Source organism: Halomonas halmophila, from assembly GCF_006540005.1.
In the GTDB taxonomy this organism is placed as follows: domain Bacteria; phylum Pseudomonadota; class Gammaproteobacteria; order Pseudomonadales; family Halomonadaceae; genus Halomonas; species Halomonas halmophila.
In genome coordinates, this window is record NZ_BJOC01000011.1 from 161,287 (window position 1) to 187,577 (window position 26,291).

At 62.9% G+C, this 26,291-nt stretch carries 24 protein-coding genes; 9 read left to right on the top strand and 15 right to left on the bottom strand.

Going from position 1 to position 26,291, the window contains the following annotated elements:
• The first annotated feature begins 22 nt into the window (after nt 1-22).
• A complete protein-coding gene (locus tag HHA01_RS03480; RefSeq protein WP_141317764.1) occupies nt 23-265 on the top strand; it encodes a GlsB/YeaQ/YmgE family stress response membrane protein in 243 nt (80 codons plus the stop codon).
• 119 nt (nt 266-384) lie between these two features.
• Here the strand turns inward: HHA01_RS03480 and HHA01_RS03485 are convergent, their stop codons facing one another.
• On the bottom strand, nt 385-1,053 hold the full coding sequence (locus tag HHA01_RS03485) for a winged helix-turn-helix transcriptional regulator (RefSeq protein WP_246053803.1): 669 nt from the start codon (nt 1,051-1,053) through the stop codon (nt 385-387).
• Nucleotides 1,054-1,326: 273 nt separating this feature from the next.
• Here HHA01_RS03485 and HHA01_RS03490 point away from each other — a divergent pair, with 273 nt between their 5' ends.
• Nucleotides 1,327-2,751, top strand: coding sequence for an FAD-binding oxidoreductase (locus HHA01_RS03490; protein WP_170214826.1), 1,425 nt, complete (start codon nt 1,327-1,329; stop codon nt 2,749-2,751).
• Nucleotides 2,752-2,840: 89 nt separating this feature from the next.
• On the opposite strand, the gene gabT is transcribed toward HHA01_RS03490, so the two are convergent.
• Complete coding sequence (gabT, locus tag HHA01_RS03495; RefSeq protein WP_141317768.1) at nt 2,841-4,115, bottom strand: 4-aminobutyrate--2-oxoglutarate transaminase; 1,275 nt, start codon at nt 4,113-4,115, stop codon at nt 2,841-2,843.
• Between the two features lie 309 nt (nt 4,116-4,424).
• Here gabT and HHA01_RS03500 point away from each other — a divergent pair, with 309 nt between their 5' ends.
• Together HHA01_RS03500 and HHA01_RS03505 are read left to right on the top strand one after the other, a co-directional pair.
• Complete coding sequence (locus HHA01_RS03500) at nt 4,425-6,884, top strand: DUF1266 domain-containing protein (protein WP_141317770.1); 2,460 nt, start codon at nt 4,425-4,427, stop codon at nt 6,882-6,884.
• 293 nt (nt 6,885-7,177) lie between these two features.
• Nucleotides 7,178-7,741 (top strand): C40 family peptidase, encoded by a 564-nt coding sequence (locus HHA01_RS03505; RefSeq protein WP_141317772.1) that lies wholly within the window; start codon nt 7,178-7,180, stop codon nt 7,739-7,741.
• An 81-nt stretch (nt 7,742-7,822) separates the two neighbouring features.
• Here HHA01_RS03505 and msrA read toward each other — a convergent pair whose 3' ends face one another.
• Nucleotides 7,823-8,446, bottom strand: a complete 624-nt coding sequence (gene msrA, locus HHA01_RS03510) for a peptide-methionine (S)-S-oxide reductase MsrA (RefSeq protein ID WP_141317774.1) — start codon at nt 8,444-8,446, stop codon at nt 7,823-7,825.
• Nucleotides 8,447-8,623: 177 nt separating this feature from the next.
• On the opposite strand from msrA, the gene HHA01_RS03515 reads away from it, so the two are divergent.
• Nucleotides 8,624-9,271 carry a CDP-alcohol phosphatidyltransferase family protein gene (locus HHA01_RS03515; RefSeq protein ID WP_141317776.1) on the top strand — a complete coding sequence of 216 codons (648 nt, stop codon included), beginning with the start codon at nt 8,624-8,626 and terminating at the stop codon, nt 9,269-9,271.
• Nucleotides 9,272-9,367: 96 nt separating this feature from the next.
• Here the strand turns inward: HHA01_RS03515 and HHA01_RS03520 are convergent, their stop codons facing one another.
• The gene (locus HHA01_RS03520; protein WP_141317778.1) at nt 9,368-9,865 is read right to left on the bottom strand and encodes an FKBP-type peptidyl-prolyl cis-trans isomerase; all 498 of its coding nucleotides are present in this window, start codon (nt 9,863-9,865) and stop codon (nt 9,368-9,370) included.
• 172 nt (nt 9,866-10,037) lie between these two features.
• On the opposite strand from HHA01_RS03520, the gene HHA01_RS03525 reads away from it, so the two are divergent.
• Entirely contained in the window at nt 10,038-10,352 is a 315-nt protein-coding gene (locus HHA01_RS03525) for a hypothetical protein (protein WP_246053800.1), read from the top strand.
• A 330-nt stretch (nt 10,353-10,682) separates the two neighbouring features.
• Here HHA01_RS03525 and HHA01_RS03530 read toward each other — a convergent pair whose 3' ends face one another.
• The 9 genes from HHA01_RS03530 to HHA01_RS03570 all read right to left on the bottom strand — a co-directional run bounded on the left by HHA01_RS03530 (nt 10,683) and on the right by HHA01_RS03570 (nt 19,553).
• Complete coding sequence (locus HHA01_RS03530; protein ID WP_174787711.1) at nt 10,683-11,156, bottom strand: outer membrane lipoprotein; 474 nt, start codon at nt 11,154-11,156, stop codon at nt 10,683-10,685.
• 256 nt (nt 11,157-11,412) lie between these two features.
• Entirely contained in the window at nt 11,413-13,011 is a 1,599-nt protein-coding gene (locus tag HHA01_RS03535) for an isocitrate lyase (RefSeq protein ID WP_141317781.1), read from the bottom strand.
• Nucleotides 13,012-13,336: 325 nt separating this feature from the next.
• A complete protein-coding gene (locus tag HHA01_RS03540) occupies nt 13,337-13,771 on the bottom strand; it encodes a GNAT family N-acetyltransferase (protein ID WP_141317783.1) in 435 nt (144 codons plus the stop codon).
• Between the two features lie 4 nt (nt 13,772-13,775).
• Nucleotides 13,776-14,951: a cupin domain-containing protein gene (locus HHA01_RS03545; RefSeq protein ID WP_170214827.1), complete on the bottom strand. Its 1,176-nt coding sequence runs from the start codon at nt 14,949-14,951 to the stop codon at nt 13,776-13,778.
• 192 nt (nt 14,952-15,143) lie between these two features.
• Nucleotides 15,144-16,523: an adenylosuccinate lyase gene (gene purB / locus HHA01_RS03550; protein WP_141317785.1), complete on the bottom strand. Its 1,380-nt coding sequence runs from the start codon at nt 16,521-16,523 to the stop codon at nt 15,144-15,146.
• Between the two features lie 27 nt (nt 16,524-16,550).
• Nucleotides 16,551-17,189 carry a high frequency lysogenization protein HflD gene (gene hflD / locus HHA01_RS03555; RefSeq protein ID WP_141317787.1) on the bottom strand — a complete coding sequence of 213 codons (639 nt, stop codon included), beginning with the start codon at nt 17,187-17,189 and terminating at the stop codon, nt 16,551-16,553.
• On the bottom strand, nt 17,186-18,298 hold the full coding sequence (mnmA, locus tag HHA01_RS03560) for a tRNA 2-thiouridine(34) synthase MnmA (RefSeq protein ID WP_141317789.1): 1,113 nt from the start codon (nt 18,296-18,298) through the stop codon (nt 17,186-17,188). Before mnmA ends, hflD begins: the two co-directional genes overlap by 4 nt.
• 200 nt (nt 18,299-18,498) lie before the next feature.
• Entirely contained in the window at nt 18,499-18,948 is a 450-nt protein-coding gene (locus HHA01_RS03565) for an NUDIX domain-containing protein (RefSeq protein ID WP_141317792.1), read from the bottom strand.
• Nucleotides 18,945-19,553, bottom strand: coding sequence for a pseudouridine synthase (locus tag HHA01_RS03570; RefSeq protein ID WP_141317794.1), 609 nt, complete (start codon nt 19,551-19,553; stop codon nt 18,945-18,947). Before HHA01_RS03570 ends, HHA01_RS03565 begins: the two co-directional genes overlap by 4 nt.
• A 275-nt stretch (nt 19,554-19,828) precedes the next feature.
• Here HHA01_RS03570 and HHA01_RS03575 point away from each other — a divergent pair, with 275 nt between their 5' ends.
• The 3 genes from HHA01_RS03575 to clpA all read left to right on the top strand — a co-directional run bounded on the left by HHA01_RS03575 (nt 19,829) and on the right by clpA (nt 24,982).
• Nucleotides 19,829-22,063, top strand: coding sequence for an NADP-dependent isocitrate dehydrogenase (locus tag HHA01_RS03575; RefSeq protein WP_141317796.1), 2,235 nt, complete (start codon nt 19,829-19,831; stop codon nt 22,061-22,063).
• A gap of 171 nt (nt 22,064-22,234) precedes the next feature.
• Nucleotides 22,235-22,564, top strand: a complete 330-nt coding sequence (gene clpS / locus HHA01_RS03580) for an ATP-dependent Clp protease adapter ClpS (RefSeq protein ID WP_141317798.1) — start codon at nt 22,235-22,237, stop codon at nt 22,562-22,564.
• 138 nt (nt 22,565-22,702) lie between these two features.
• On the top strand, nt 22,703-24,982 hold the full coding sequence (gene clpA, locus HHA01_RS03585; RefSeq protein WP_141317800.1) for an ATP-dependent Clp protease ATP-binding subunit ClpA: 2,280 nt from the start codon (nt 22,703-22,705) through the stop codon (nt 24,980-24,982).
• A gap of 214 nt (nt 24,983-25,196) precedes the next feature.
• Here clpA and infA read toward each other — a convergent pair whose 3' ends face one another.
• Nucleotides 25,197-25,415, bottom strand: a complete 219-nt coding sequence (infA, locus tag HHA01_RS03590; protein ID WP_141317802.1) for a translation initiation factor IF-1 — start codon at nt 25,413-25,415, stop codon at nt 25,197-25,199.
• Nucleotides 25,416-25,542: 127 nt separating this feature from the next.
• Complete coding sequence (locus HHA01_RS03595) at nt 25,543-26,280, bottom strand: arginyltransferase (RefSeq protein ID WP_141317804.1); 738 nt, start codon at nt 26,278-26,280, stop codon at nt 25,543-25,545.
• Between the last annotated feature and the right edge of the window lie 11 nt (nt 26,281-26,291).

Below are 26,291 nucleotides of genomic sequence, written 5' to 3' on the forward strand. Positions count from 1 at the left end.
ATCAATCCGAGAGGAGAGTGGCATGGGTATCATTGTGTGGTTGATCATTGGCGGGCTGGCCGGCTGGATTGCCGGCAATATCATGCGCGGCGGCGGCTTTGGCCTGTTGGGTAACATCGGCGTCGGCGTGGTCGGTGCCGTAGTCGGCGGCTTTCTGTTCAGCCTGCTGGGGCTGTCTTCCGGCGGCTTCATCGGCTCGCTGGTTACGGCCGTCGTCGGTGCCGTGGTGCTGCTGTGGGTCATCGCCAAGGTCAAAAAGGCTTAGCTGTGTCGGCAAAGTGCATTGACTCCCCCACGGCATGACCTGAAAAGTGATTATGCTAGGAACACGTCGCCCGGCCATTGGCCGGGCGACGTGTGTTCGGCCAGTTTTTTTGAATGGAATCAGCTGCTGACATGCCCGGATTCGCCGGCAAAGGGGCTCAGCCCCAGCCAGTTCTGCATGCTGGTCTTCAAGTGAGAAGCTCCGGTCAACTGGAGCTTGCCGCTGTCAACAGCCTCTTTCACGGTCATCAGGCCCATCCAGATGGCCGTCATGCTGCGCAGGTCGCTGACCACGTAGAGGTCGATATCGTGGCCTGGGTTTTTCCTGCAGAGGTCGACGGCGCCATCTGTACCGAGTTTGTCGATGACCAGCCACCACTTCGAGTGGCGTGGTGTCACATCGTGGTACAGAATTTGAATCGTTACCTGCCGAGGCGGTAGCGGGGAGGGATCAAGGTGGCGGCGCATGTCCCACATCAGCAGCGAGGGGTCGAGGTTCTTCATGGAGAGTTGCGCCTCCAGCCAGCGCTGCCCCCAGCAGCCTAACGCCATGATCACTGGATGCAATGCCTCACCTGAGTCGGTCAGCCGATAAAAGGGCGAGCCATTTTCGGAGTCGTGTTGGCGGCTTACTATCCCCTGCTCTTCAAGTTCGCGCAGGCGTTTCGATAGCAGCGCCGGTGAGATGTGCGGAAGCCCCCGTCGCAGGTCATTGAAGCGATGACTGCCACATAAGAGCTCACGGATGATCAGCGGGGTCCAGCGCGTGCCCAATACTTCAGAGGCCATGGCCACGGGGCAGAACTGCTTATATCCCCAATCCGTCATGAGCGGGTCTCCTCGGAGGGAGGGCGAGGTGCATTGTTCTGCGTTGCTCGGTTGTCTGGAGCAGTACAGATTGTGAATTCCCGATCTTCCGACGACTCCTCTAAGTTTAGCAGTGTGACGTATCCGTATGTTCCGGGTGACACGGTGTCAAGGCATGGCCACTGCACATGGCCGTTTAGGCGAGCGTGGACGGGGACATACGCCTCGACTGCTGGTAGCGAAAGGGGGCTGACCATGAAGACCATCAAAGCAATAACCCTTACAGGGGGCGGAATCGAGTTGACGCCGGACACGCTTGCCGGTTTGCAGATGCAACTCCAAGGCGAGTTGTTGATACCCGAGGATCCAGGCTACTGGGAGTCTTGCAGCTTATGGAATGCCATGATCGAGAAACAGCCAGCCATGGTGGTGCGTTGCCTGGGAGTGGCTGATGTGATGGCAGGGGTGCGTTTCGCCCGTGAACATGACCTGTTGCTATGCATCAAGGGGGGCGGCCACAACATCGCCGGGCTAGCGGTGGCTGATGGTGCACTGATGCTTGACCTCTCACTTATGCGTGGCGTCTGGGTCGATCGCGAGCACCGCGTGGCGCATGCCCAGGCGGGGTGTAGGCTTGGTGATGTGGACCGCGAGACCCAAGTACATGGCTTGGCCACTGTGCTGGGTTTTATCTCTACCACCGGTATCGCCGGGCTGACCCTGGGGGGTGGCTTCGGCTATCTGAGTCGTCGCTGGGGCTTCACTTCCGACAATGTATTGGGCGTCGAGATGGTGACGCCCGATGGCCAACTGGTGCATGCCAGTACCGAGGAGCATGCCGACCTGTTCTGGGGCCTGCGTGGCGGCGGTGGCAACTTTGGCGTGGTGACCGGCTTTGACTATCAGCTGCATCCCGTTGGGCCGGAGGTTGTAGGCGGACTGGTGGTCTGGCCGGCCAGTGAAGCGCCGGCGGTATTGGAGCTTTATCGCCACCTGGCCGAGCAAGCGCCTGCCGAGCTGACCCTGGTGGCCTTGCTGCGGCCAGCTCCCAAGGTGCCCTGGTTGCCCGAGGAATACCATGGCAAACCGGTTGTGGCGTTGCTCGCTTGCCATAGTGGCAGCCCAGAGGAGGGTGAGGCGGCAGTCGCGCCAATCAAGACCTTTGGTCAACCCATCGGTGACGTGATGGTGCGCCGTCCTTATTCGCAGTTGCAGAAGCTACTCGATGCCACCCAGCCTAGTGGGCGGCGTTACTACTGGAAGAGTGAATATCTTCCGGGTGTCGAGACTGGGCTATGCGACAAAGCCATCGAGCATGCCGGGCGTATCCGTTCGCCCCATTCGTCGGTGATCCTGTTTCAACTCGGGGGCGCCTTGAATGGGCTCGAGAGCGACCACTCGGCTGTAGGCAACCGTGATGCGCGTTACATCATCAATGTTGGGGGTGCCTGGGAACACCCAGAGGACGACGCCCCTAACATCGCTTGGGCCCGCGAGGCTTGGCATGACTTGAAGGCGTTTTCCACTGGCGGTACTTACATCAACTTCTTGACCGAAGACGAAAGTCAGGGGCGTGTCGAAGCAGCTCTTGGGCCGGCTCTCCACCGTCTCGCCGAAATCAAGCGCTGCTGGGATCCGGGCAACCGTTTTCGCGTCAATCGCAACATCGCGTTCAAGTGACGATCGAAATGATTCATGATACACGGAGGGCGCCCGGCCAATGGCCGGACGCTGCCGTGTGCAAGCCGTCACGGCACGGCTGCCTGCTGTTAGGTCAGCTCCTTGAGGCAACGTTCGATGATGTCGAGCCCTTCTTCCAGTACCTCGTCCTGAATGGTCACCGGCATCAGGAAGCGGATGGTGTTGCCGTACATGCCGCATGACAGCAGGATCAGGCCGTTTTCGCGGGCCTTCTTGCACAGGGCGCCGGCCAGAGCGGCGTCCGGCGTGTGATTGGCCTTGTCCGAGACCATGTCGAAGGCGGCCATGGCGCCCATGTTGCGAGCGTTGTCGATGCAGTCGAAGGCGTTCTGCCAGGACTCGAAGCGGCTGGCCAGCTTGTCGCCCAGGGCCTGGCTCTTGCCCAGGATGTTCTCTTCCTCGAAGACCTCGAGCACGGCCAGGGTGGCGGCGCAGGATACCGGGCTGCCGGTATAGGTGCCGCCCAGGGAATTGCCGCCGGAGGCATCCATGACCTTGTCGGTGCCGACCACCGCGGAAATCGGCATGCCGTCGGCCATGCTCTTGGCCATGGTCATGATGTCCGGCTCGACGCCGCTGTGTTCGATGGCGAACAACTTGCCGGTCCGCCCGAAGCCGGATTGCACTTCATCGATGATCATCATGATGCCGTGCTCGTCGCAGATCTCGCGGATGGCTTCGAGGAAGCTCGGCGGGGCGGGGTAGAAACCGCCTTCACCCAGCACGGGCTCGAGCACGATGGCCGCGGTGTCCTGGGGGTTGGCATCGGTCTTGAGTGCCATCTTCAGGCCACGCAGGGCTTCATCCTCGCTGACGCCGTGATAGGGCACAGGGAAGGGGGCGCGGAAGACGTTACCGGGCATGCTGCCGAAATCGGTGGCGTAGGGCGCGACCTTGCCGTTCATGGCCATGGTCATGAAGGTGCGGCCGTGATAGCCGCCATCGAAGCAGATGACGTTGTTCTTGCCGGTCGCCGCGCGAGCCACCTTGACGGCATTCTCCAGTGCCTCGGCACCGGAGTTGGCCAGCATGACCTTGGGATGGCCGCGCACCGGCGTGACCTGGCTGAGCTTCTCGGCGACCTTCACGTAGCCTTCATAGGGCATCACCGTCTGGCAGGTATGCATGACCTTGTCCAGTTGGTCCTTCACCGCCTGCACGACTTTCGGGTGGCGATGCCCGACGTTGAGCACGCCGATGCCGCCGGCAAAGTCGATGAAGCGATTGCCGTCCGCGTCCCAGACTTCGGCGTTCTCCGCTCGCTCGGCGAATGCCGTGGCGGGACTGGCGGCACCACTGGCGACATAGCGTTGCTTGAGTTCGTTGAGTTGGGCGTTGTTCATGGACATCTCCTGTAATCGGCAGAGTTCGACGGCGATGACAAGTCGCTGACACAGTCAAAGCCTAGCGCAAGGCGGCCTCGAGTGCCGACCGCGGGTAGCGGCCGGAGCGGCTGTATGCTCCTGCGTATCACCATGCCACAACTCCGGCCGGCCCGCATAACCCGGGGTCACTGGCCGCAGGCACAAGCCGACCGGCCCCCATCGTCGATTTGATGATCGGCTCGCGGGCTGCTTTCCGTTACACTATGTCGCCGAATTCACCGGGGCGCAGGCGACAGGCCCCGATCCTCATGTGTGGCGAGGTGTGCCGTGGTCGATCCCTTGAATGCCTGGTGGGCGCAACAACTGGTGTTGTGCGGTTGGGCCTTTGATCCTGACCCGCTGACACTCGAGCGGGACGAGGCGTGCCAGCGCCTGGTCAGTCTCGGCGTGGTCGATCGTGGTGAACTTGCCTGGCGCCTGGTGGAAGCCCTGGATGGTCGACACCCGGATCCGGCACGACTCCTGGCGGCCCTGGAGTACGTGGCGCTGGCCGGTGCGGCGACATGGCTGTCGCTCCCGCGAGCCCGGCAGTGGGCGCGTCGCCTGGCCGAGGCGATCCGCACGCAGCATGCAAGCCTTGATGAATGGCTGTCGGCGTTGTGCCGTGCGCGGAGTGCCGAAGGCTGGGTCAAGGGCGATGATGGCTTTGCCGAAGCCTGCGAGGCGCTGGCTGCCCTGGAACATGACGGCGAGGGGGTGACCTGGCCGGTGTTGAATGACAGCCTCGATGCCCCGAGCGATGGACCCCCCTTGTGGCCGGATGAAGCCGAGTCCCGGGTCTGGCGCTTGCGCGCTGCCTTTCAGCCGGTGCTCGAGGCGCAGCCCGACCCGATGGACTGGCATGGCCTGGACGCCTGGTTGTCCCAGTCCTGGCAGATCGAGGGTCGTGACGCCCTGATCCGCGTGCTGCTGTGGCTGGCCTCGCAGGGGGATCGCCAGGGCTGGGATCTGGATGCAGCACGACTCGGCGAGGCGACGCCCGAAGCACGGCGGCGCTGGCATGCCGGCCTGGACCCGCGAGACCGGGATTTCGGACGAGTGCTGCTAGGCTTCGTGGAAGAAGGGGAGCCCCTGGAATGGGCCGCCTGGGACTGGTTGCGCTTGATCGATCTGGCCTGGGCCGGCGCCTGCATCGGCTGGTTGGGTGTGTCGGAAGCCAGACTTTTCGCGCTGCATGGCGCGGATCTGATTCTGCGTCGCTATCATGACTGGCCTGCCTTGACCCGTGCCTATCAGCGCGGCCGCAGCCTCTTCGAGGGACGCGACTTGCTGGCGGACGTCGAGGCCGACTGGCGCCTCCTGCTGCATTCCCCGGTGAGTCCCTGGAAACCGGAACTGCAGGAGCTGCTGTCGCCGGAGCTGATCGACGCTTCGCGGACCTTCATCCGCGATCTGCGTCGGGATCCGAGTCATTGGGTCCTGGCGCTGGCCTCGATACGTGAACCCGAGCTGGCATTGCGTCAGGCAGTGACCGTTCAACTGGGCGACGCCCGCCGCGAGGATGCCCGCGGTTATCTGGCCGAGACCCTCGATCTGCATGCCGATGAGGGAGCACAAGCCCTGGGGCGCTACTGGTTGCCTGCCCAGGCGCACCACCTCAATCAGTTGGCCGCCGACGCGGCGCATGGTGCCTTGCCGCCGTCGCGGACACCCTTCGGGCCGGTGGCCGAGCATGATCTCGAGGCACGCAATGCGCTGGGCAATGCCAGCCGTCACGCCGCGACCATTCACATGGCCGAGAAGTTTGCCTTTCATCTGCAGATGGCCATGGACAGCGAGTGGTTCGAGGCATCCGAGCTGGCGGCCCTGGCCGGTGCGCTTCAGGGCTCATTGTGCCGGTTTTATGCCGATTCGCGACGACTGCTGGCTGCCTGGGCGCAATGGGAGGCCGTCCTGCCCGAGCCGGAGCAGGCCTCACTGGCAACGCTCATTCTGTGGCATCGCGACGACCCCGGTAGTCTGTTTCACTGGCTCGACTGGCGAGGGCAGGGCTGGCAGGAGCCCGGCATGCGTCCGGGCTTGACCCATTTCACCGCCATGGCGCTGGTGGGTCCCTTGAACAGTGCCATCTGGAGCCTGCCGCAACCGGAAAGTGAGCGTGAGTGTGCCTCGATCCGCGAATGGGTCGACGGGCACTACGGTGTCCAGGGCACGGAGGGGTTGATCGAGTTCATTGATTACTTACTGGAAGTGGGCGACCGCCAGGAGTACCAGATCAACTATGCGCCCTACACCCTGAACTCGGGACGCCTGGCCGCCGAGATCTCGATCATCGAGAGCGGTGAGTGCGGGGAGGAGGAACGCAACCATCTGCTGCGCCTGCAGCGCGTGAGGGATGGCAGTGATGGCTGCAATGAGATCGACCTGATCGCCTGGGATCTGGCGCAGGCCGTCGACCTGGCGATTGCCGGACGTCAGTTGGGCTGGCTCGAGCAGGAGCGGTTTGTCGCCAGGTTGCAACGCGCCTACTCGCTGGCCGCGGAACACTACAGTGGCTGGGAAGCTTATGCCCGCGGGCTCTATGCCGGCTTTTCCTTCTTCATGGGCGAAACTCCCGAGCGTGAGGACTTCCTGGCCAGCATGGGCCAGGCCCTGGCGAGCTGGCTGGCCGCCGCCCCGCCCCTGTGCGGGCCCTGGGCGAGCCTGGAGTTTCCGGGAACCCGGCCACGACACTGGGCCCCCATGCATGTGGATACGCTGCCGGGAGACGAGCGCATCCTTCACTGAGTGTCTGAAAATCCAGACACTTCTTGGTTATTATGACGAAAATGTCTATCCTGAGTCCTTATAAGCCGATTAAAGTCGGCGCCAACCGCCGATCTCCGGCCGGTATTGAACCGTTTTACATGCACGATGTCTCATCGCGTACATGACTGACAGTGTCCCGGGACACACCAGCAAGAGGAGTACAGTGTGAGGGAACAAGGATGTTAAACCCGACGTCCCGCCGTCTTGCATTTACCGTGGTTGCGTGTGGATTGTTGACAGGCTGTGCCTCCTCGGGCAGTTCCTCTTCCTCGATGGCGTCGCAAGCGGCACCCGATGACTACTTCGCCCGGGATCTGCCGGGCATGCCGGGCGACCATGAGCCGATGATGTCGCCGGCTCAGGATGCTGGATGGCATGTCCGCAACAATGCCAGTCCACCGCCGGCCCTGATACGCCGGGCGTTGATGGCTCAGCATGAACGCTGGCTGGGCACGCCCTATCGCCTGGGCGGCACGACCCGTCGCGGGGTGGATTGCTCGGCGCTGGTGCAGAATGTCTTCGCCGACACCTTTCAGCTCGACATGCCGCGCACCACGGCCAATCAGGTGCATGAAGGGCGTCGTGTGGCGCAGTCCGAGCTGCGTCCCGGTGACCTGGTATTCTTCCGGCCGCCCGGCGCCTATCGGCATGTCGGTATCTACGTAGGTGACGGCCGCTTCATGCACGCCTCCTCGTCGAGTGGTGTGCGCCTCTCCTCGCTGGACAACCAGTACTGGCAGCGCTACTACTGGCAGAGTCGTCGCCCCCTCGAGACACAGCATCTGGCCCAGCGCCTGGATATTCCCCTGCAGCCGGGCGTTACCGGCGAGGGCTGACACCACACCCCGGCAATGGACGTCGTGGCCTTTTCCGGCTCGCGGCGGTCACGCCTCGCGTCACCTGCTGAGCTGCCCGGCTCATGGTTGGCGGCTGGCTTCGGCCTCGTCGCCCCAGATTTCCTCGAGTCGCTCCGAGCGTCCGCAGGCGGATTTGTAGAACTGGTAGCGCAGCGGGTTCTTGTCGTAATAATCCTGGTGGTATTCCGCGGCCGGGTAGAAGGCCTTGAAGTCGTTGATCTCGGTGGCAATCTTTCGCTCGAAGCGCTCGGCGACTTCGGCACGGCTGGCTTCGGCGGCCTGACGCTGGGCCTCGTTCATGGGGAAGAGGGCGCTGCGGTAGGAGGCGCCCTGGTCGCAGAATTGACGGTTTTCGGCGAAGGGGTCGACATTGCGCCAGAACACATACAGCAGCGTGCTGTAGTCGACAGTGTCGGGGTCGTACTCGACCTTGACCACTTCGGCATGCCCGGTGCCGCCGGTCACGACCTGGTCATAACCGGGATTGGCGACATCACCGCCACTGAAACCGGAGGTGGTGGCGACGACGCCTTCCACCTTGTCGTAGGCTTCCTCGACACACCAGAAGCAACCGGCGGCGAATACGGCGCTGGCGGTGTTCCGGTCTTCGGCCAGGGTCGAGGGAGAGAGACTGGTGGCCAGCAGCAATGGCCAGAGAGTCGTCCAGCGAAAGAGGGACAGCATATGCGCTCCTGAAATAACGGCTCTGTTAAGGATAGGATGGCAAAGCACGCCCGAGGTTCCGGATGATGGTGTCTGCCTTTACGTTTTCCGGGCGGGTCTCATGCCCTTGTACGTCGTTCGCTCGCCCCGGGTTTCGCCTCGACCCCATCGTCTCTTCTCTTCACCCATGGAGCGCGCATGTTGGATCGTTGGACAATGCCGTTGACGCAAGGCCCTCTGCAACCGGTCGCTCGGTTACTGGCTCGCTGGCACATTCGGCCGGACCAGGTAACCTGCACTGCCTTTGCGGTGGGCATGCTGGCGGTTCCCCTGCTGGCCTGGCAGGCCTACTGGGCCGCACTGGCGGTCATCCTGCTGAATCGACTGGGGGATGGCCTCGATGGAGCCCTGGCGCGCCATTGTGGTCAGGAAAACGATGCCGGAGGCTTCCTGGACATCGGGCTGGATTTCGTCTTCTATGCGGCCGTGGTGCTGGGGTTCGTGCTGGCCGACTCGGACGCCAATGCTGTGGCGGGGGCCTTTCTCCTCTTCGCCTTCGTCGGCACGGGCACCTCTTTCCTGGCCTTCGCCATCATGGCATCCCGGCATGGGCTGGAGCGGCCTCACTTCCAGCGCAAGTCATTCTATTACCTGCACGGCCTGACCGAAGGCACCGAAACCGTGCTGGCCCTGGTGGCCTTCTGTGTGTGGCCGGGGCTCTTCCCCTGGCTGGCCACGCTGTTCGGTGCGGCATGCCTGCTGACCACCGCAACCAGGCTCTGGGGCGGCTACAGGACGCTTGCCGGGCTGGTAACGTCGCCTGACCCGGAGGCGGGAGAGGGCTGAGCCCCGCTCGCCGGCAAGACTAGTCACCATAAAAAAGGAGCGGCCCTGTGGCCGCTCCCGATATTCAAGCATCACCGGCTGGCGATGCGGCGAGCTTCACTGCTCGTCGCCTTCGCCTTCGCCTTCGCCTTCGCCATGAACATGGCCATGCTCGACTTCTTCCTGACTGGCTTCGCGAACTTCAGCGATCTCGACGTCGAAGTTCAGCTGCTGGCCGGCCAGCGGATGGTTGCCGTCGACAGTTACCGTGTCGCCCTCGACCTGGGTCACGGTGACCATCAGCGGGCCGCCTTCGGTCTGGGCCTGGAACTGCATGCCAGGCTCGACGTTTTCAACGCCCTGGAACGCATCGCGCGGGACTTCCTGAACCAGCTGCGGCTGAACTTCACCGTAACCTTCTTCAGGGGTGACCTGTGCCTGCAGCTTCTCGCCCGGCGCACGACCTTCCATTTCCTTTTCGAGACCCGGGATGATGTTGCCGGCGCCGTGGAGATAGGTCAGCGGCTCACGACCCTCGGAGCTGTCCAGCACTTCACCTGAGTCGTTGGTCAGGGTGTAGTGAAACGCGACAACTGAATTCTGCGCAATTTGCATTGATGAACCTATTGGTGAGTGCGTGTAAAAGACCATGGTAACGTGAGCTATTGGCCTCTGTCAGTGGTGCTGGACATTTTTCAGGTTAATCCGGTTGTGCCTGAGCCACGTTCACTTGTTGGCCATCCGGTTGCGTGGGATGCCGCTCAGGGATACCCTCTGGACTGACTGAATGACCATCCTGCCGACCTTTGTGGAGTCCGCCATGCTCGTGACCGTGATCTGGTTGATCGCCTTTGCCGTGATCCTGACGCTGTGTATCAAACGCTGGGAGGCGTCCGTCAGTGGCGCACTGGACAAGCTGGTTCCCAGCCTGCTGCGCAGCGAAGATGACCGCTGGGTCTGGAGTCCTGCCATTGCCGTGCTGCTGGCCACGGCAATCGTTCGTCCGGTCGATCTCCTGCTGACACTGTTGGTCATCGGCATCCTGGCCCTGGTCGGTGGCAAGCTGGCTTGCTGGGCCATGAACAAGGTCGACCTGCACTGACTATATTCACGTCGTTGAACGAGGGGGCTTCCCCCTTGTTCGTTGCCTGATTTGTGCTCTTCCTGCCGTCTCCAGGGCTCGGAGGACTTTCACCAGTCGCTTGCCCCGTGTCCTCACCACTCCTGTGCGCCAGTCGCATCAATTACTGGTCCCCTGGACGGTGGCGTTGGAACCTGCCTAGTCAAGGCGTCGGCGGAATAGTGTAAAAAAGGGCATGGCTGTAACCGGCCATGCCCTTTTTATGGGCGTCGCGGCTGTTTCGCCGATCCCACTCCCGATGAGGATCAATGGCGCTGGCGGAGGCCGCCGGGGCGCCATGCCGCCCGCGGGTCAGTAAGGCGCGACGCTGACGTTACGGCCGCTGCCGATCAGGCGGACCTTCTGGCCGACCTGAAACTGCTGATTCTGCTCGGCACGCTGCACCACCACGACCCGCTCGCCATTGTTCTTGCGAACCTCGATTTCCACGGCATCGATCAGGTTGGAGGACTCCTCGATCTTGCTGCCGGCCACGGCACCGCCGATGGCCCCGGCGACGGTCGCCAGCTGACGACCGGACCCGCCGCCGATCTGGCTCCCCAGCAGGCCGCCGATGATGGCGCCGCCACCGCCACCCAGGATGCCGCCGGCACGGCTTTCGGCCTGGATCTGCACCGGACGCAGCGCCGTGATGTTGCCGATGGTCACGCTCTGGGATGTCTTGGCATTGTCGCCTGAATAGACATTGCCGGAGTAGGGGTTGGAGTTGGCGCACCCGGCAAGGGTGAGAACACTCAAGGCCAGTACGGGAAGTAGACGTTTCAGCATGTTGAGAACCTCCTAGGCTCATTCATCCATTGGTCATGTCATCTGGACAGCGAGATCGGTGTTGCAGGCTGTCGCTTTCCTTGTCTGCTTGTTGCCCCAGGTTTTAAAACGCTGTTCGCAAAAATACTAACGGCATTACTGCAATTTGCCAAGCCTGTCACTCGAGACGGGCCTCAGTCTAGCTGCCATGCTGACATGGCAAAACGGGGAGGTCGGACCTCCCCGTCTATTCCCTTCATCAACGCGATGCCGATCAACCGAACTGGTTCATGGTGTTGTCCTTGCCCCCCGCCTTGAGGGCGGCTTCGCCATGAAAGAATTCCTTGTGATCGTCGCCGATGTTCGAGCCGGCCATGTCCTGATGCTTGACGGTGGCAATGCCCTCGCGGATCTCGCGGCGTTGCACGCCCTCGACATAGGCGAGCATCCCCATGTCGCCGAAGTAGCCTCGGGCCAGGCTGTCCGTGGACAGGGCGGCCGTATGGTAGGTGGGCAGGGTGATGAGGTGGTGGAAGATGCCGGCATCCCGGGCGGCGTCGCGCTGGAAATCACGCGTCCACTGGTCGGCCAGGGCCGCCAGCCGGGTGTCGTCGTATTCAGCACTCATCAGGTCGTCGCGCTCATAGGCCGACATGTCCTGCCCCTCTGCCGCCCAGGCATCGAACACTTGCTGACGGAAATTCAGGGTCCAGTTGAAGGATGGTGAGTTGTTGTAGACCAGCTTGGCATCCGGACAGGCCTCGCGGATACGGTCCACCATGCCCTTGATCTGGCCGACATGCGGCTTCTCCGTCTCGATCCACAGCAGGTCGGCCCCATTCTGCAGGCTGGTGATGCAGTCCAGCACCACGCGGTCCTCACCGCTGCCCGGCTTGAACTGGTACAGGCCCGACGTCAGTCGCTTGACCCTGACCAGCCTGTCCTGCTGCTTGATGACCACATCACTGCTGTGAATCTCGTCGGCCGAGGTGATTTCCTCGCCATCGAGGAAGGCGTTGTACTGATCACCGAGATCCCCCGGTTCGTGGCTGACGGCAATCTTCTGGGTCAAGCCGGCGCCGAGCGAGTCGGTGCGCGCCACGATGACACCGTCTTCCACACCCAGCTCCAGGAAGGCGTAGCGCAGGGCATTGATCTTGGCGATGAAGTCCTCGTGGGGCACGGTCACCTTGCCGTCCTGGTGACCGCATTGCTTTTCATCGGAGACCTGGTTTTCGATCTGCAGGCAGCAGGCGCCGGCTTCGATCATCTTCTTGGCCAGCAGGTAGGTGGCCTCGGCATTGCCGAAGCCGGCGTCGATATCGGCGATGATCGGCACCACATGCGTCTCGAAATTGTCGATGCGCCTGGTCAGTTCCCGGCTCTTGACTTCGTCGCCGGCCTGGCGGGCTTCATCCAGCCGGCGGAAGAGTTGGTTGAGCTCGCGGCTGTCGGCCTGGCGCAGGAAGGTGTAGAGCTCCTCGATCAAGGCGGGCACACTGGTCTTCTCGTGCATCGACTGGTCGGGCAGGGGGCCGAATTCCGAGCGCATGGCGGCCACCATCCAGCCCGAAAGATAGAGGTAGCGGCCCTGGGTCTCGCCGAAGTGTTTCTTGATGGAAATCATCTTCTGCTGACCGATGAAACCGTGCCAGCAACCCAGCGACTGAGTATAGCGGCTGGTGTCGGCATCGTAGGCGGCCATGTCCTCGCGCATGATGCCTGCCGTGTAGCGCGCGATGTCGAGGCCGGTGCGGAAGCGGTTCTGCAGCCGCAGGCGCGCAGCGTGTTCGGGGTTGATATTGGCCCACTTGCCGTCACGGGCTTCACGTTCCTGGGACAGTGTCTGACGTTCATCGTGAAAATTGGCCATGGAGTGATCCTCTCCTTCATGCAGAAAATACCGGGGTGTCGCGTCTTTGCTGCAATTGCGAAATCTGCTGGTCGTTCCGGGCCATTGATGCGGTTGCTGGAATGCATGAACCGACTCGGCATACGGCATCATCAAGCTCTGCCGAACGACGCTGGCGTCGTCTTCAACTGGCGGCAACGCCTGTCTTGTGGATCACTATGGCCCCGTATGACGCGAATCAGCCATTGTCATTTGGGGGAAGGGCAGGTTGTAACTTGACTACAGGAAGGGCATCTCGGGTGGCATTCGTGTAGTCATTTTTCGTGGCAGGAAGCGGGGAAGAGGGTCAGTTCTTCAGCAAGAACACCATGTTGCGATGCGGAATTCCGGCCTCCATGAAGGTCTCGCCTTCGGCGATGAATCCAAGTCTCTCGTAGAAGGCCAGGGCTTGAATCTGTGCCGCCAGCATCACCTGTGCATCCCCGCGCTGGCGCGCCGCGTCGATGGCGGCCCGCATCAGGGCGAGGCCGGCTCCCCGGCCGCGGGACTCCTGGAGAACCGCCACCCGACCGATGTGGCCATCGGGCAGCAGCCGGGCGGTGCCCAGCGCCCGGCCAGTGGCATCCAGCGCCAGGAAATGCCGGCACTCCGGGTCGCGGCCATCCCATTCCTCCTCGATGGGCACCTGCTGCTCGTCGATGAAGACGCTGCGACGAATCTCGCCGGCGGCGTCCCCCAACTCGTTCCAGCTGCCTTGCCGAATGTTCAGGGAATGGGACATGGCATCAATCCTCGTCGTCCTGGACCCAGTCCAGGCTGCCGGCATCCAGCAGGCGGGTCAGCAGTGCCGGGGCTTCGGCATGGGACAGTAGTCCGGCATCCATAAGGCTGGCGTTGGCCAGGTCGCGGGCCAGCGGCAGGGCGCACTTGATGCCGTCACCATCGGCGAACAGGGTGGCCTGCTGATCATCCAGGGCACGCCAGGCGAGACGTGAGCCCAGGCTCGGCTCCAGCGCCTCGCCGGCGTGTAGCGCGGCGACAAGCTCGTCCGGGTCGGTCGGGGTGTCATTGGGGACCAGTTGGTCGACGTACTTGGGCTGGGTCATCACCCGGCCGAACCATTGCGCCATCTGATCGGGGTCGTCCAGCGACTCGAGAATCAGTGCCCTCATGCGCGCCAGGGAGGCGTCATCGATCTCGGCGGGGTCGGCGGGGGCGGCCATGCCGGCATCGGCGTAGCGCTGCGAGCCAGGCAGTTGTTGACCGATGTAGTCGGCGTAGGAGGTCACGGCCTCGTCCGCCGAATGGGCCCGGAAGCCGATGGAAAAGGTCATGCAGTCATCGGCGCGGCTGATGCCGTGATGGGCCCAGCCGGGGGGCAGATACAGCATGTCGCCGGGCTCCAGGATCCAGTCCTTGTCGGGCTGAACCTCGAAGCGTTGGAGAATCTTCAAGTCGATGCCCTGGATGATCGGCGCATCCTCCGGCACCTGTCCGCCGAGCTGCCATTGGCGCTGACCGCTGGCCTGCAGCAGGAAGACATCATATTGGTCGACATGCGGGCCCACATTGCCACCGGGAGGCGCGTAGCTGATCATGATGTCGTCGAGTCGCCAGCGGGGCAGGAAGGTGAAGCGTTCCAGCAGCTGGGCGACCTCCGGTACGTAGTGATCCACCGCCTGGACCAGTAAGGTCCAGTCGCGTTCGGGCAGGCGGGCAAAAGTGGCCTCGTCGAAGGGGCCATGACTGACCTGCCAGGGTCCTTCGGGGCCGTTTTCCTCGACCAGGCGCGCCTCGATGTTGTCCTCGCAGGCCAGACCGGCCAGCTCATCGGGGGACAGCGGGCTCTCGATATCCGGGAAGGCACCGCGAATCAGCAGTGGCTGCTGCTGCCAGTAGTCGCGCAGGAATTCCGTCGCGGTCAGGCCGCCGAGCATGGGTAACGGGGTATCGGAAGACATAAAGCCACCTGAGTCGATAAAAACTTGAGTGATGGAGGTGAGTCACGCGCTGCGAGCTACGAGCTACGAGCTACGAGCCATGAGCCTCGGGTTTCGAACTTCAAGCTTCGAGCCACCCAAACCGGCAGCCTGGCTGCCAACAACTCGTTTCTCGTCACTCGTTACTCGTCTCTCGTCACTCGCGTGGGCAGCTTACAGCTTGCGCGCCTGCTCACTGGCATTGCCGGTGTAGGTGCCCGGCGTCAGCGCCTTGAGCTCTGCCTTGACGTCATCCGGCAGCTCCAGCCTGTCGATGAAGGCGGCAAAGCCAGCCTGGTCGATCTGCTTGCCGCGCGTCAGTTCCTTGAGCTTTTCGTAGGGCTTCTCGATGTTGTAACGCCGCATCACCGTCTGGATCGGCTCGGCGAGCACCTCCCAGCTGGCGTCGAGGTCGGCGTCCAGGCGCGCGGCATTGGCTTCGAGCTTGCCGATGCCCTTGAGCGACGCCTGGTAGGCGATCAGGCCATAGGCGAGACCGGTACCCAGGTTGCGCAACACGGTCGAGTCGGTCAGGTCGCGCTGCCAGCGTGAAATCGGCAGTTTCTCGGCCAGGTGGCCGAGGATGGCGTTGGCGAGTCCCAGGTTGCCTTCGGAGTTCTCGAAGTCGATGGGGTTGACCTTGTGCGGCATGGTCGAGGAGCCGATCTCGCCGGCGACGGTGCTCTGCTTGAAATAGCCGAGTGAAATGTAGCCCCAGATATCGCGATCGAAGTCGATCAGCACGGTATTGTAGCGGCAGATGGCATCGAACAGCTCGGCGATGTAATCGTGGGGTTCGATCTGGGTGGTATAAGGGTTGAAGGTCAAGCCCAGGGCCTCGACGAAGGTCTGCGCATTTGCTTCCCAGTCGATTTCCGGGTAAGTGGTCAGGTGAGCATTGTAGTTGCCCACCGCACCGTTGATCTTGCCGAGAATCTCGACGGCTTCGATCTGCTTGAGCTGACGACGCAGGCGGTAGGCCACGTTGGCCATTTCCTTGCCCAGGGTCGTCGGGCTGGCGGTCTGGCCGTGCGTGCGCGACAGCATCGGCTGCTCGGCATGCTCGGCGGCGAGGCGCGCGATAGCGTCGGCCACGCGGTGCATGATCGGCAGCAGGGTGGCGAGACCCTCGGTCAGCATCACGCCATAGGAGAGGTTGTTGATGTCCTCGCTGGTGCAGGCGAAATGAACGAACTCGGTGACGGCATGCAGTTCGGGGGTGTCGGCGATGCGTTCCTTGATGAAGTACTCGACCGCCTTGACGTCATGATTGGTGGTGCGCTCGATGTCCTTGATGCGTTCGGCATCGCTGACCGAGAAATTGTCGACCAGCGCGTCCAGCACTTGCGTAGCCTCGGCGGATAGCGCCGGCACCTCGCGGATATCGGGATGGGCGGCGAGGCGCTGCAACCAGCGGACTTCGACAGTGACACGGGCGCGAATCAGGCCGAATTCACTGAAATGCTCGCGCAGGATGTCGGCCTTGTTGCCGTAACGCCCATCGACAGGCGAAATGGCGGTGAGGGCTGACAAGGAGAGGGGGCTTGGTTGCATGATCGGGTTCCGAGTGGACGTGAACGATTACAGGGTGTCGAGGGCTTTCTTCAGGGCGCCGCGCTGAAAGAGCAGTTTCCAGCGGCGTCCGCCCTGCTGGTGCCAGAGCAGGGCGAAGCGCACGCCGGCGAGCAGGCAGGCCCGTACCCGCTCGGGCATCATGCGGCTCTGCAGCAGCGAGGGATCGCCCTGCACGACGATGCGGGTCTTGAGGGTCGAGAGCGTCTGCTGATAGGCCTCGCCGAGGCTGGCGATGATGTTCTCATGGGTTTCGCCGAAGTGCTCGGCCTGGGCCCGTGTTCGGGCCAGGCGCTGCCCCAGGTCGTCCATCATGCCGGTGTTGCCACGCAACTTGCCCATCAGCATCAGCATCCCGAAACCGTAGCGCATCACCATCGGGTTGGCCTGGCGACGCCCCAGCATGCTGTCGAGGGCGTCGAGGCCGGGGCGCAGGTTGTTGGGATGGCCGCCGTAAATGGATTCGAAGTTCGCGGGACTCGTCTCCAGGGTGGCGTGCATCAGCGTTTCCCAGGCGCGTTGCTCGACATGGCCGGTACGGGCCAGCTCGTCCACCAGGCTGGCCGCCTGAAAGACGCCGGCCAGGGCCAGCGCCTGGCGCCCGGTGGCGGATTCCGGGGCCGGATGGATCGGCGTGGATGTCGTCATGCAGCGGCCTCCGAGGCGTTCCAGATGGAGCGAATGACACCGCCGCCCAGGCAGATGTCGTCGTCATAGAGTACCAGTGACTGGCCCGGTGTGACGGCCCACTGCGGGTCGTCGAAGCGCACCTCGACTTCACCGCCGGGCGTGACCCGGATGGTGCAGGGCACATCCTCCTGGCGGTAGCGGGTCTTGGCCATGTAACGGCCCTGGTCGATAGGGGGCGCGCCGGCCACCCAGTCCATGGTCTCGGTGACCAGGCTATCGGTATACAGCAGCGCATGATGCTTGCCCTGAACCACGGTCAGCACATTGCGCGTCAGGTCCTTGTCGGCCACATACCAGGGTGCATCCGGATAGTTGGCCAGGCCGCCGATGCCCAGTCCCTGGCGCTGCCCCAGGGTGTAATACATCAGCCCCATGTGCTCGCCGATGACATCCCCGTCGGGTGTCTCGATGCTGCCGGGCTGAGCCGGGAGGTATTGACGCAGGAAGTCACGGAAGCGGCGTTCGCCGATGAAGCAGATGCCGGTGGAGTCCTTCTTGCGTGCCGTGGCCAGCTCATGGCGCTCGGCGATGGCCCGTACCTCGGATTTTTCCAGCTCGCCGACGGGGAATAGGCTGCGGGCGATGGCGGCTTCCGGAACGGCGTGCAGGAAGTAGCTCTGGTCCTTGTTGACGTCGAGACCCTTGAGCAGCCGGGCGCGGCCATCGCGCTCGCCTCGGCGTACATAATGGCCCGTGGCGATCCAGTCGGCGCCCAGCATCTCGGCGTATTCGAGGAAGACCTTGAACTTGATCTCGCGGTTGCAGAGGATATCCGGGTTGGGGGTTCGGCCCGCCTGATACTCGGCGAGGAAATGCTCGAACACATTGTCCCAGTATTCGGCGGCGAAGTTGGCCGTGTGCAGGTGAATGCCCAGCTTGCGGCACACGGCCTCGGCATCCGCCAGGTCTTCCTTGGCGGTGCAATACTCGGTGCCGTCGTCCTCGTCCCAGTTCTTCATGAACAGGCCTTCCACGTCATAGCCTTGTTCGATCAGTAACTGGGCGGAAACAGAGGAGTCGACACCGCCGGACATGCCGACGATGACCTTGCCGTTGGTGGCTGTCATGGCGCTCTCGGGTTGAATCGGTCGCAAATGGGGCAGGATTATACCTGATTTGAAATCGAAGCTCGAAGCTTTGCGCCGGTGAAAAGCCTGCGCCGCCCCGGGCAAGAGGGAAGGACGGCGCTTCGCGCCTTGAAGAAGGAAGAGGGCAGTCGCTATGTCGTCGGTTGGTTCTTTTCTCTTCCTTCTTCTCTCTTCCTTCTTTAGAGCTCGTGTATCACGTCCATGGGGTAGAAGCGTTCGGCCATGGCGTCGCGGATGCGGCGCATGACCAGCGGGCTGCGCAAGCGTCCTTCACGATCCAGCGCTTCGAGCTCCTCCAGGGACAGCCAGTGAACCGCCACGATGGAGGCGTCCAGCGCATTGCCGAGGTGTGCCAGGGCCATGCCGTGAAAGCCGTGACTGTGAAAGGTCTTGCCGTCAGGGGTGCGATAGATATACATGCCGAGGTAGTCGGTGATGCCGACCTGCCAGGCCGTCTCCTCGCGCAATTCGCGCAGTGCGCCGTCACGGATGCGTTCGCCGGGCTCCAGGTGGCCGGCAGGCTGGTTGAACAGCGTCGGCGAACCATCGATGGCTTCTTCGACCATCAGGTAACAGCCCGCGCGTTCCACCACGGTGGCGACGCTGACGAAGGGTTGCCAGCGACTCATTGGCGTCTCCTCTTGGGTGGCCGGCGTGAAGGTTTGCGACGTGGCGCGTTGAGGGGCGCGTAGCGCCATTCGCCCGGTGCCAGGCCCTCCAGTGTCCAGGGGCCGATTGCCGTACGGATCAGGCGCAGTGTCGGATGGCCGACGTGGGCCGTCATCCGGCGTACCTGTCGGTTGCGTCCCTCGCTGATGATCAGTTCCAGCCATTGGGTCTCGGGGTGCCGGCGGGGATCGACCGGCGGATGACGCGGCGCGGGCGTCACGCCTGCCAGGCGGCGGACCCGAGCCGGTCGCGTGACGCCATCCTTGAGTTCGATGCCCGAGCGCAAGGCGGTCAGGGCCGCGTCATCCGGGCGACCTTCCACCTGTACCCAGTAGGTCTTGGGCTGCTTGTGTCGCGGGTGACTGATGCGGTGAATGAGCTCGCCATCATCGGACAAGAGTAACAAGCCTTCGGAATCATGATCGAGGCGTCCGGCGGGATAGATGCCGCTGACCGGGATATAATCCGCCAGGGTGGCACGGCCGGAGGGCGTCCCCGCGGATGGCTCGTCCGTGAACTGGGACAACACCCGATAAGGCTTGTGCAGAAGATACAGCCCGCTCATGAACACCCTCGTGCATTGGCTTGTGTGGCAGTCGTTTGGACCGGTCTTGCATGTCCTGACTCATGCGTCCCTGGCTGCGGGCTGGTATGATGGCGTTTCTCTTCGGAGCGCCCGCAAGGCCGATAGAGCCGGCATGGCGAGATTTTTTGTGCATGGCGCCGTTCACGCTGAAGGCTGCTGATCAGGGGCCGTGCCGGGTTGTTTACCTGCATGGGTGGCTGGGCGAATGCCTGCCGGGTCCATGTCCCGCATTGATAAGAGGATTCTACGTCAATATGTCAAAAACGCCGAAAATTATCTACACGCTTACCGATGAAGCGCCGGCCCTGGCGACTCATTCCCTGTTGCCGATTATCGATGCGTATACCGACTCGGCGGGCATTTCGGTCGAGACCCGCGATATTTCCCTGGCCGGTCGCATCATCGCGCAGTTTTCGGATGTGCTGACGGCAGATCAGCAACTCGGCGACCACCTCGCCGAACTCGGGCAGCTGGCCAAGACGCCCGAAGCCAATATCATCAAGCTGCCCAACATCAGTGCTTCGCTGCCCCAGCTCAAGGCCGCCATCAAGGAACTCCAGGGCCAGGGTTACGCACTGCCCGATTATCCGGACGAGCCGGCCAGTGACGAACAGCGCGACATCAAGGAGCGCTTCGACCGCGCCAAGGGCAGCGCCGTGAATCCGGTGCTGCGCGAAGGCAACAGCGATCGTCGTGCGCCGGGCTCGGTCAAGGCCTACGCACGTCAGTATCCGCACCGCATGGGGAAATGGGCGGGAGATTCGCGCTCCCATGTGTCGCACATGACCCAGGGCGACTTCTACAGCAGCGAGCAGTCGGCCTGCCTCGATGCCGATACCCGTGTGACCATCGAACTGGCCGCCGACAACGGTGATGTCAGCGTCCTCAAGGAATCCATCCCGGTACTCGCCGGCGAGGTGCTGGATGCCGCGGTGATGAACCGCCAGGCGTTGCGTGGCTTCGTGGCCGAGCAGATCGCCGATGCCAAACAGCAGGATGTGCTGTTCTCGCTGCACCTCAAGGCCACCATGATGAAGGTCTCGGACCCGATCATCTTCGGTGCCGTGGTCAGTGAGTTCTATCGCGAGGTACTCGACAAGCACGCCGATGATCTGGCCAGCGTCGGCTTCGACCCCAACAACGGGATCGGCGATCTCTACAGCGTCATCGGCAAGCTGTCGGAGGACAAGCAGAGCGAGATCCGGGGCGACATCGAGACCCTGTACGCCGAGCGCCCGAGCATGGCCATGGTCGACTCCCACAAGGGCATTACCAACCTGCACGTGCCCAGTGACGTCATCATCGATGCGTCCATGCCGGCCATGATTCGTGATGGCGGCAAGATGTGGGGCGCCGATGACGCTCAGCATGATACCAAGGCCGTGATTCCCGATCGTTGCTATGCGGGCATCTATCAGGCGGTGATCGAGGACTGCCGGGAGAATGGCGCCTTCGATCCGACGACCATGGGCAGTGTGCCCAACGTCGGCCTGATGGCCCAGAAGGCCGAAGAGTACGGCTCCCACGACAAGACCTTCCAGATTCCCGGCGACGGCACGGTGCGCGTCACCACGGCCGCCGGCGAGGTGCTGTTCGAACATCGCGTCGAGCAGGGCGATATCTGGCGCATGTGCCAGACCAAGGACGCGCCGATCAAGGACTGGGTCAAGCTGGCGGTGGACCGTGCGCGTGACAGCGAGACACCGGCCGTCTTCTGGCTGGATGCCGAGCGCGCGCATGACGCCCAGTTGATCAGGAAGGTCGAGGCCTATCTCCAGGAGCATGATCTCGGCGGCCTGGATATCCGTATCATGGCACCGGTGGAGGCCATGCAGTTCTCCCTGGAGCGCATCCGTCAGGGGCAGGACACGATCTCGGTCACCGGCAACGTGCTGCGCGACTACCTGACGGACCTGTTCCCGATCGTGGAGCTCGGCACCAGCGCCAAGATGCTGTCCATCGTGCCGCTGATGAATGGCGGCGGCCTCTTCGAGACCGGGGCCGGCGGCAGTGCCCCCAAGCATGTGCAGCAACTGCTCGAGCAGAACCACCTGCGCTGGGACTCGCTGGGAGAATTCCTGGCGCTGGCGGCGTCCCTGGAGCACCTGGGCAAGAGCTTCGACAATGCCCGCGCACGGGTGCTGGCCTCGGCCCTCGACCGGGCCAACGGCGAATTCCTGCGCAGCAACAAGTCGCCGTCGCGCAAGGTTGGTGAGCTGGACAATCGCGGCAGCCACTTCTATCTGGCGCTCTACTGGGCCCAGGAGCTGGCCGCCCAGGACGACGACGCCGAACTCAAGCGTCTGTTCACCCGGCTGGCCGATGAATTGACGGCCAAGGAAGCGCAGATCGTCGAAGAGCTCAATGGGGTGCAGGGCCAGGCGGTGGACATCGGCGGCTACTATCATCCGGATGGTGATCTGGCGGCGACCGCCATGCGGCCCAGCCAGACACTGAATACCGCCCTGGCGCTGGTGTCGGCCGACTGATCGGACGGGCCGGCGGGTGATCCCGTCGCCTTCAGGATGAACCCGATCGAGCCGCGCGGTGTCTGAAGCAGTAGTCAGGCGCCGTGCGGCTTGTCCCTCACGATAGTGACGTTTATGTTCAAGATACGACCAACGCCCCGAGGTGGCCTGTCGGCCGCGATGCATGCCGGCATGACGCGCCCCCCGGAGCCTGACCAGGATGACGGTGATGTCGCCGTTCAGTCGTCCGAGCCGGAGCTGGCTCGACCACCGATGTACAAGGTGGTCTTGCATAACGACGACTTCACCCCCATGGACTTTGTTGTCGAGGTACTGCAGACCTTTTTCTACATGGACAGTGAAAGTGCCGTCCAGGTCATGCTGGCGGTACACACCCAGGGCAAGGGAACCTGCGGTATCTTTACCCGGGATGTCGCGGAAACCAAGAGTCATCTCGTCAACGAATATGCAAGAGAGTGCCAGCATCCATTGCTGTGCGATATCGAGGCGGCGGATGACTGATCGCGGCCTCTGTCCGGAATGAATGGCGAAGTTGCGTTGGTGAGGCGACTTGCAATGCCGTCATTTGTACCCGATTGTTAAAGATGCCGGGCCGATATAGATCCGACGCAAGCCCTAAGCGGCGAGAAGGGGACTGCCATGCTGAGCAAAGAACTTGAACTGACCCTCAACACGGCCTTTACCGTAGCGCGCTCCAAGCGTCACGAGTTCATGACCGTGGAGCACCTGCTGCTGGCCTTGCTGGATAACGCCTCGGCGGCAGATGTGCTCAAGGCCTGTGGGGCCGACATCGACAAGCTGCGGACGGACCTCCAGGATTTCATTCATTCCACCACGCCGCTGATTCCCGAGGATCAGGGAGACCGCGAGACGCAACCCACGCTGGGCTTCCAGCGGGTGCTGCAGCGGGCTGTCTTCCATGTGCAGTCTTCCGGCAAGAGTGAGGTGACCGGCGCCAACGTGCTGGTGGCCATCTTTTCCGAACAGGAAAGTCAGGCCGTCTACTTCCTCAAGCAGCAGAACGTCGCGCGCGTCGACGCCGTCAACTACATCGCCCACGGCATCTCCAAGGTTTCCGGGCACAATGATGATGGCTCCTCGTCTTCGCCCTCCGACGCCGAGGAGGCTGAGGAGGCCGGCAGCGATTCCAGCAACAGCCCGCTGACCAGCTATGCGACCGACCTCAACGAGCAGGCGCGGATCGGCAAGATCGATCCCCTGATCGGCCGCGATCACGAGCTCGAGCGAGTCGTGCAGATCCTTGCCCGGCGGCGCAAGAACAACCCCCTGCTGGTCGGCGAAGCCGGGGTCGGCAAGACGGCCATCGCCGAAGGCCTCGCCAAGCGCATCGTCGAGGAGGATGTCCCCGATGTCATCGGGGACGCCGTGGTCTACTCACTGGACATGGGCGCGCTGCTGGCCGGCACCAAGTATCGCGGCGACTTCGAGAAGCGCCTGAAGGGGCTGCTGGCCGAGCTGCGCAAGCAGCCGAATTCCATCCTCTTCATCGACGAGATTCATACGGTGATCGGTGCGGGCGCGGCCTCGGGCGGCGTCATGGACGCCTCCAACCTGCTCAAGCCGCTGCTGTCCTCCGGCGAGCTGCGTTGCATCGGCTCGACCACCTTCCAGGAGTTCCGCGGCATCTTCGAGAAGGACCGTGCGCTGGCGCGTCGCTTCCAGAAGGTCGATGTCATGGCGCCCTCGGTGGACGATACGATCAAGATCCTCAAGGGGCTGCGCGCCCGCTTCGAGGAGCACCACCAGCTCAAGTACACCGACGAAGCGCTGGAGACGGCGGCGCGCCTGGCGGATCGCTACATCAACGATCGCTTCCTGCCCGACAAGGCCATCGACGTCATCGACGAGGCCGGCGCCCATCAGCGCCTGCTGCCCGCCGAGGTGCGTGTCGACAACATCGATGTCGACCAAGTCGAGGCCGTGGTTGCCTCCATTGCGCGCATTCCGCCGAAGAGCGTGTCCAGCTCGGATCGCAAGCTGCTCGAGAACCTCGAGCGCGACCTGAAGATGCTGGTCTTCGGCCAGGACGAGGCGATCGACAGCCTGTCCGCCGCCATCAAGCTGTCGCGGGCCGGGCTCAAGTCGCCGGACAAGCCGGTCGGCAGCTTCCTGTTCGCCGGCCCCACCGGTGTGGGCAAGACCGAAGTGGCGCGTCAGCTGTCGCATATCATGGGCATCGACCTGGTACGCTTCGACATGTCCGAGTACATGGAGCGTCATACGGTGTCGCGACTCATCGGCGCGCCGCCGGGCTATGTCGGCTATGACCAGGGGGGCCTGCTGACCGAGGCCATCACCAAGCAGCCGCACTGCGTGTTGCTGCTCGACGAGATCGAGAAGGCGCACCCGGAAGTCTTCAACCTGCTGCTGCAGGTCATGGACCACGGCAAGCTGACCGACAACAATGGTCGCGAGGCTGACTTCCGGCACGTCATCCTGGTCATGACCTCCAACGCCGGGGTCGAGTTGACCACCCGTCGTTCCATCGGCTTCCAGACCCAGGACCATTCCACCGATGCCCTGGAGGAAATCCGCAAGACCTTCACGCCGGAGTTCCGCAACCGTCTGGACGGCATCATCCAGTTCCATTCGCTGCCCGTCGACGTGGTCCGCAATGTGGTGGACAAGTTCCTGGTCGAACTGCAGGCGCAACTGGACGAGAAGCGAGTCCAGCTGGATGTGGATGAAGCGGCCCGTGACTGGCTGGCCAAGCGTGGCTATGACCCGGACATGGGGGCACGTCCCATGGCACGCCTGATCCAGGAGCATCTCAAGAAGCCGCTGGCAGAGAAGATCCTGTTCGGCGATCTGGCCGAGCATGGTGGGGTGGTGCATGTCAGCGTCGAGGGCGACGAACTGCATCTCGCCGCGGAATCGGAGCTGGCCGATGCGCCCTGATAACCGGCACCGACCATCGCACCGGAACGCTACGCCCTGTCTTCGGATGGGGCGTTTTTCATGTCGGGCGTCTGGTCGGTCGGGTAGCCGTCAGTCAGGGGCGGCTGTCGGATCGGCAGGGACTGCCGACCGAAGGGCGCATTCGGTGGGTCGGGCACGCGCCCTCGGGGAGCGACTGATTCAGGGCGACGGGTGGCCGTGAATCAGGCAGGCCTCAACGGGAACGGTAGACGATACGGCCCTTGGAGAGGTCATAGGGTGTCAACTCGACCTTGACCTTGTCCCCGGTCAGGATGCGGATGTAGTTCTTGCGCATCTTGCCGGAGATGTGGGCCGTGACTACGTGGCCGTTCTCGAGCTCGACCCGGAAGGTGGTGTTGGGGAGGGTGTCGACGACGACGCCTTCCATTTCGATATGGTCTTCGCGTGCCATATAGGCAATTCCTCGCTGATGATGACGAAACAATGCGACACGATTCACGTTCGGTGTCGCCTATGCCGATAAAGGATAGCGCGATATTGTGCCGCATGCCGTCCGTCAAGGCAAAAAATGCGCGTCATCAATCGAGGATCAGGCGCCGCCAGTGCCTGCCATCCAGCCGCTCGAGGGGGCGGAAGTTCTGCTTGTAGGCCATCTTGCGGGATTCCTGTATCCAGTATCCCAGGTACACATGGGGCAGTCCCAGCCGACGCGCGCGTTCGATCAGGCACAGCACCGCATAGGTGCCCAGCGAGCGGCGGTCGAACTGGCTGGCAGGGTCGAAGAAGGTGTAGATCGCCGACAGGCCGTGTTGCAGCTGGTCGAAGGCCGATACCGCCAGCAGGCGGTCGCCCAGGCGCAGTTCCAGCAATCTGGCATAGTCCTGGTCCAGGTTGAGGAAGGTGCGGTACTGGTCATAGCTGGGCGGATACATGTCGCCATCGCGGTGTCGCGTGCGGATGTAATGCGCATACAGCGAATAATGTTCGGCATCGAAGGTCGCCGGGCGCACATGCTCGCTGAGATCGGCATTGCGCGTTCTCAGCTTGCGCTGGGTGCGGCTGGGGGAGAATTCCTCGACCGGCACGCGCACCGAAACGCAGGCGCTGCAGTTCTCGCAGTGCGGACGGTAGAGGTGCTGGCCGCTGCGGCGAAAACCGAGCAGGGTCAAGGCGTCATAGACGCTCTCGCCGGGCGACTGCTGGGGATCGAGAAACAGCGTCGTGGCCTCGCGCCCCTCGAGATAACTGCAGGCATGGGGCACGGTCAGATAGAAGCGCAGGTCGCGCACGGGTTGTCGGGGTGAGTTACTGCTCAACGCTAGTGTCT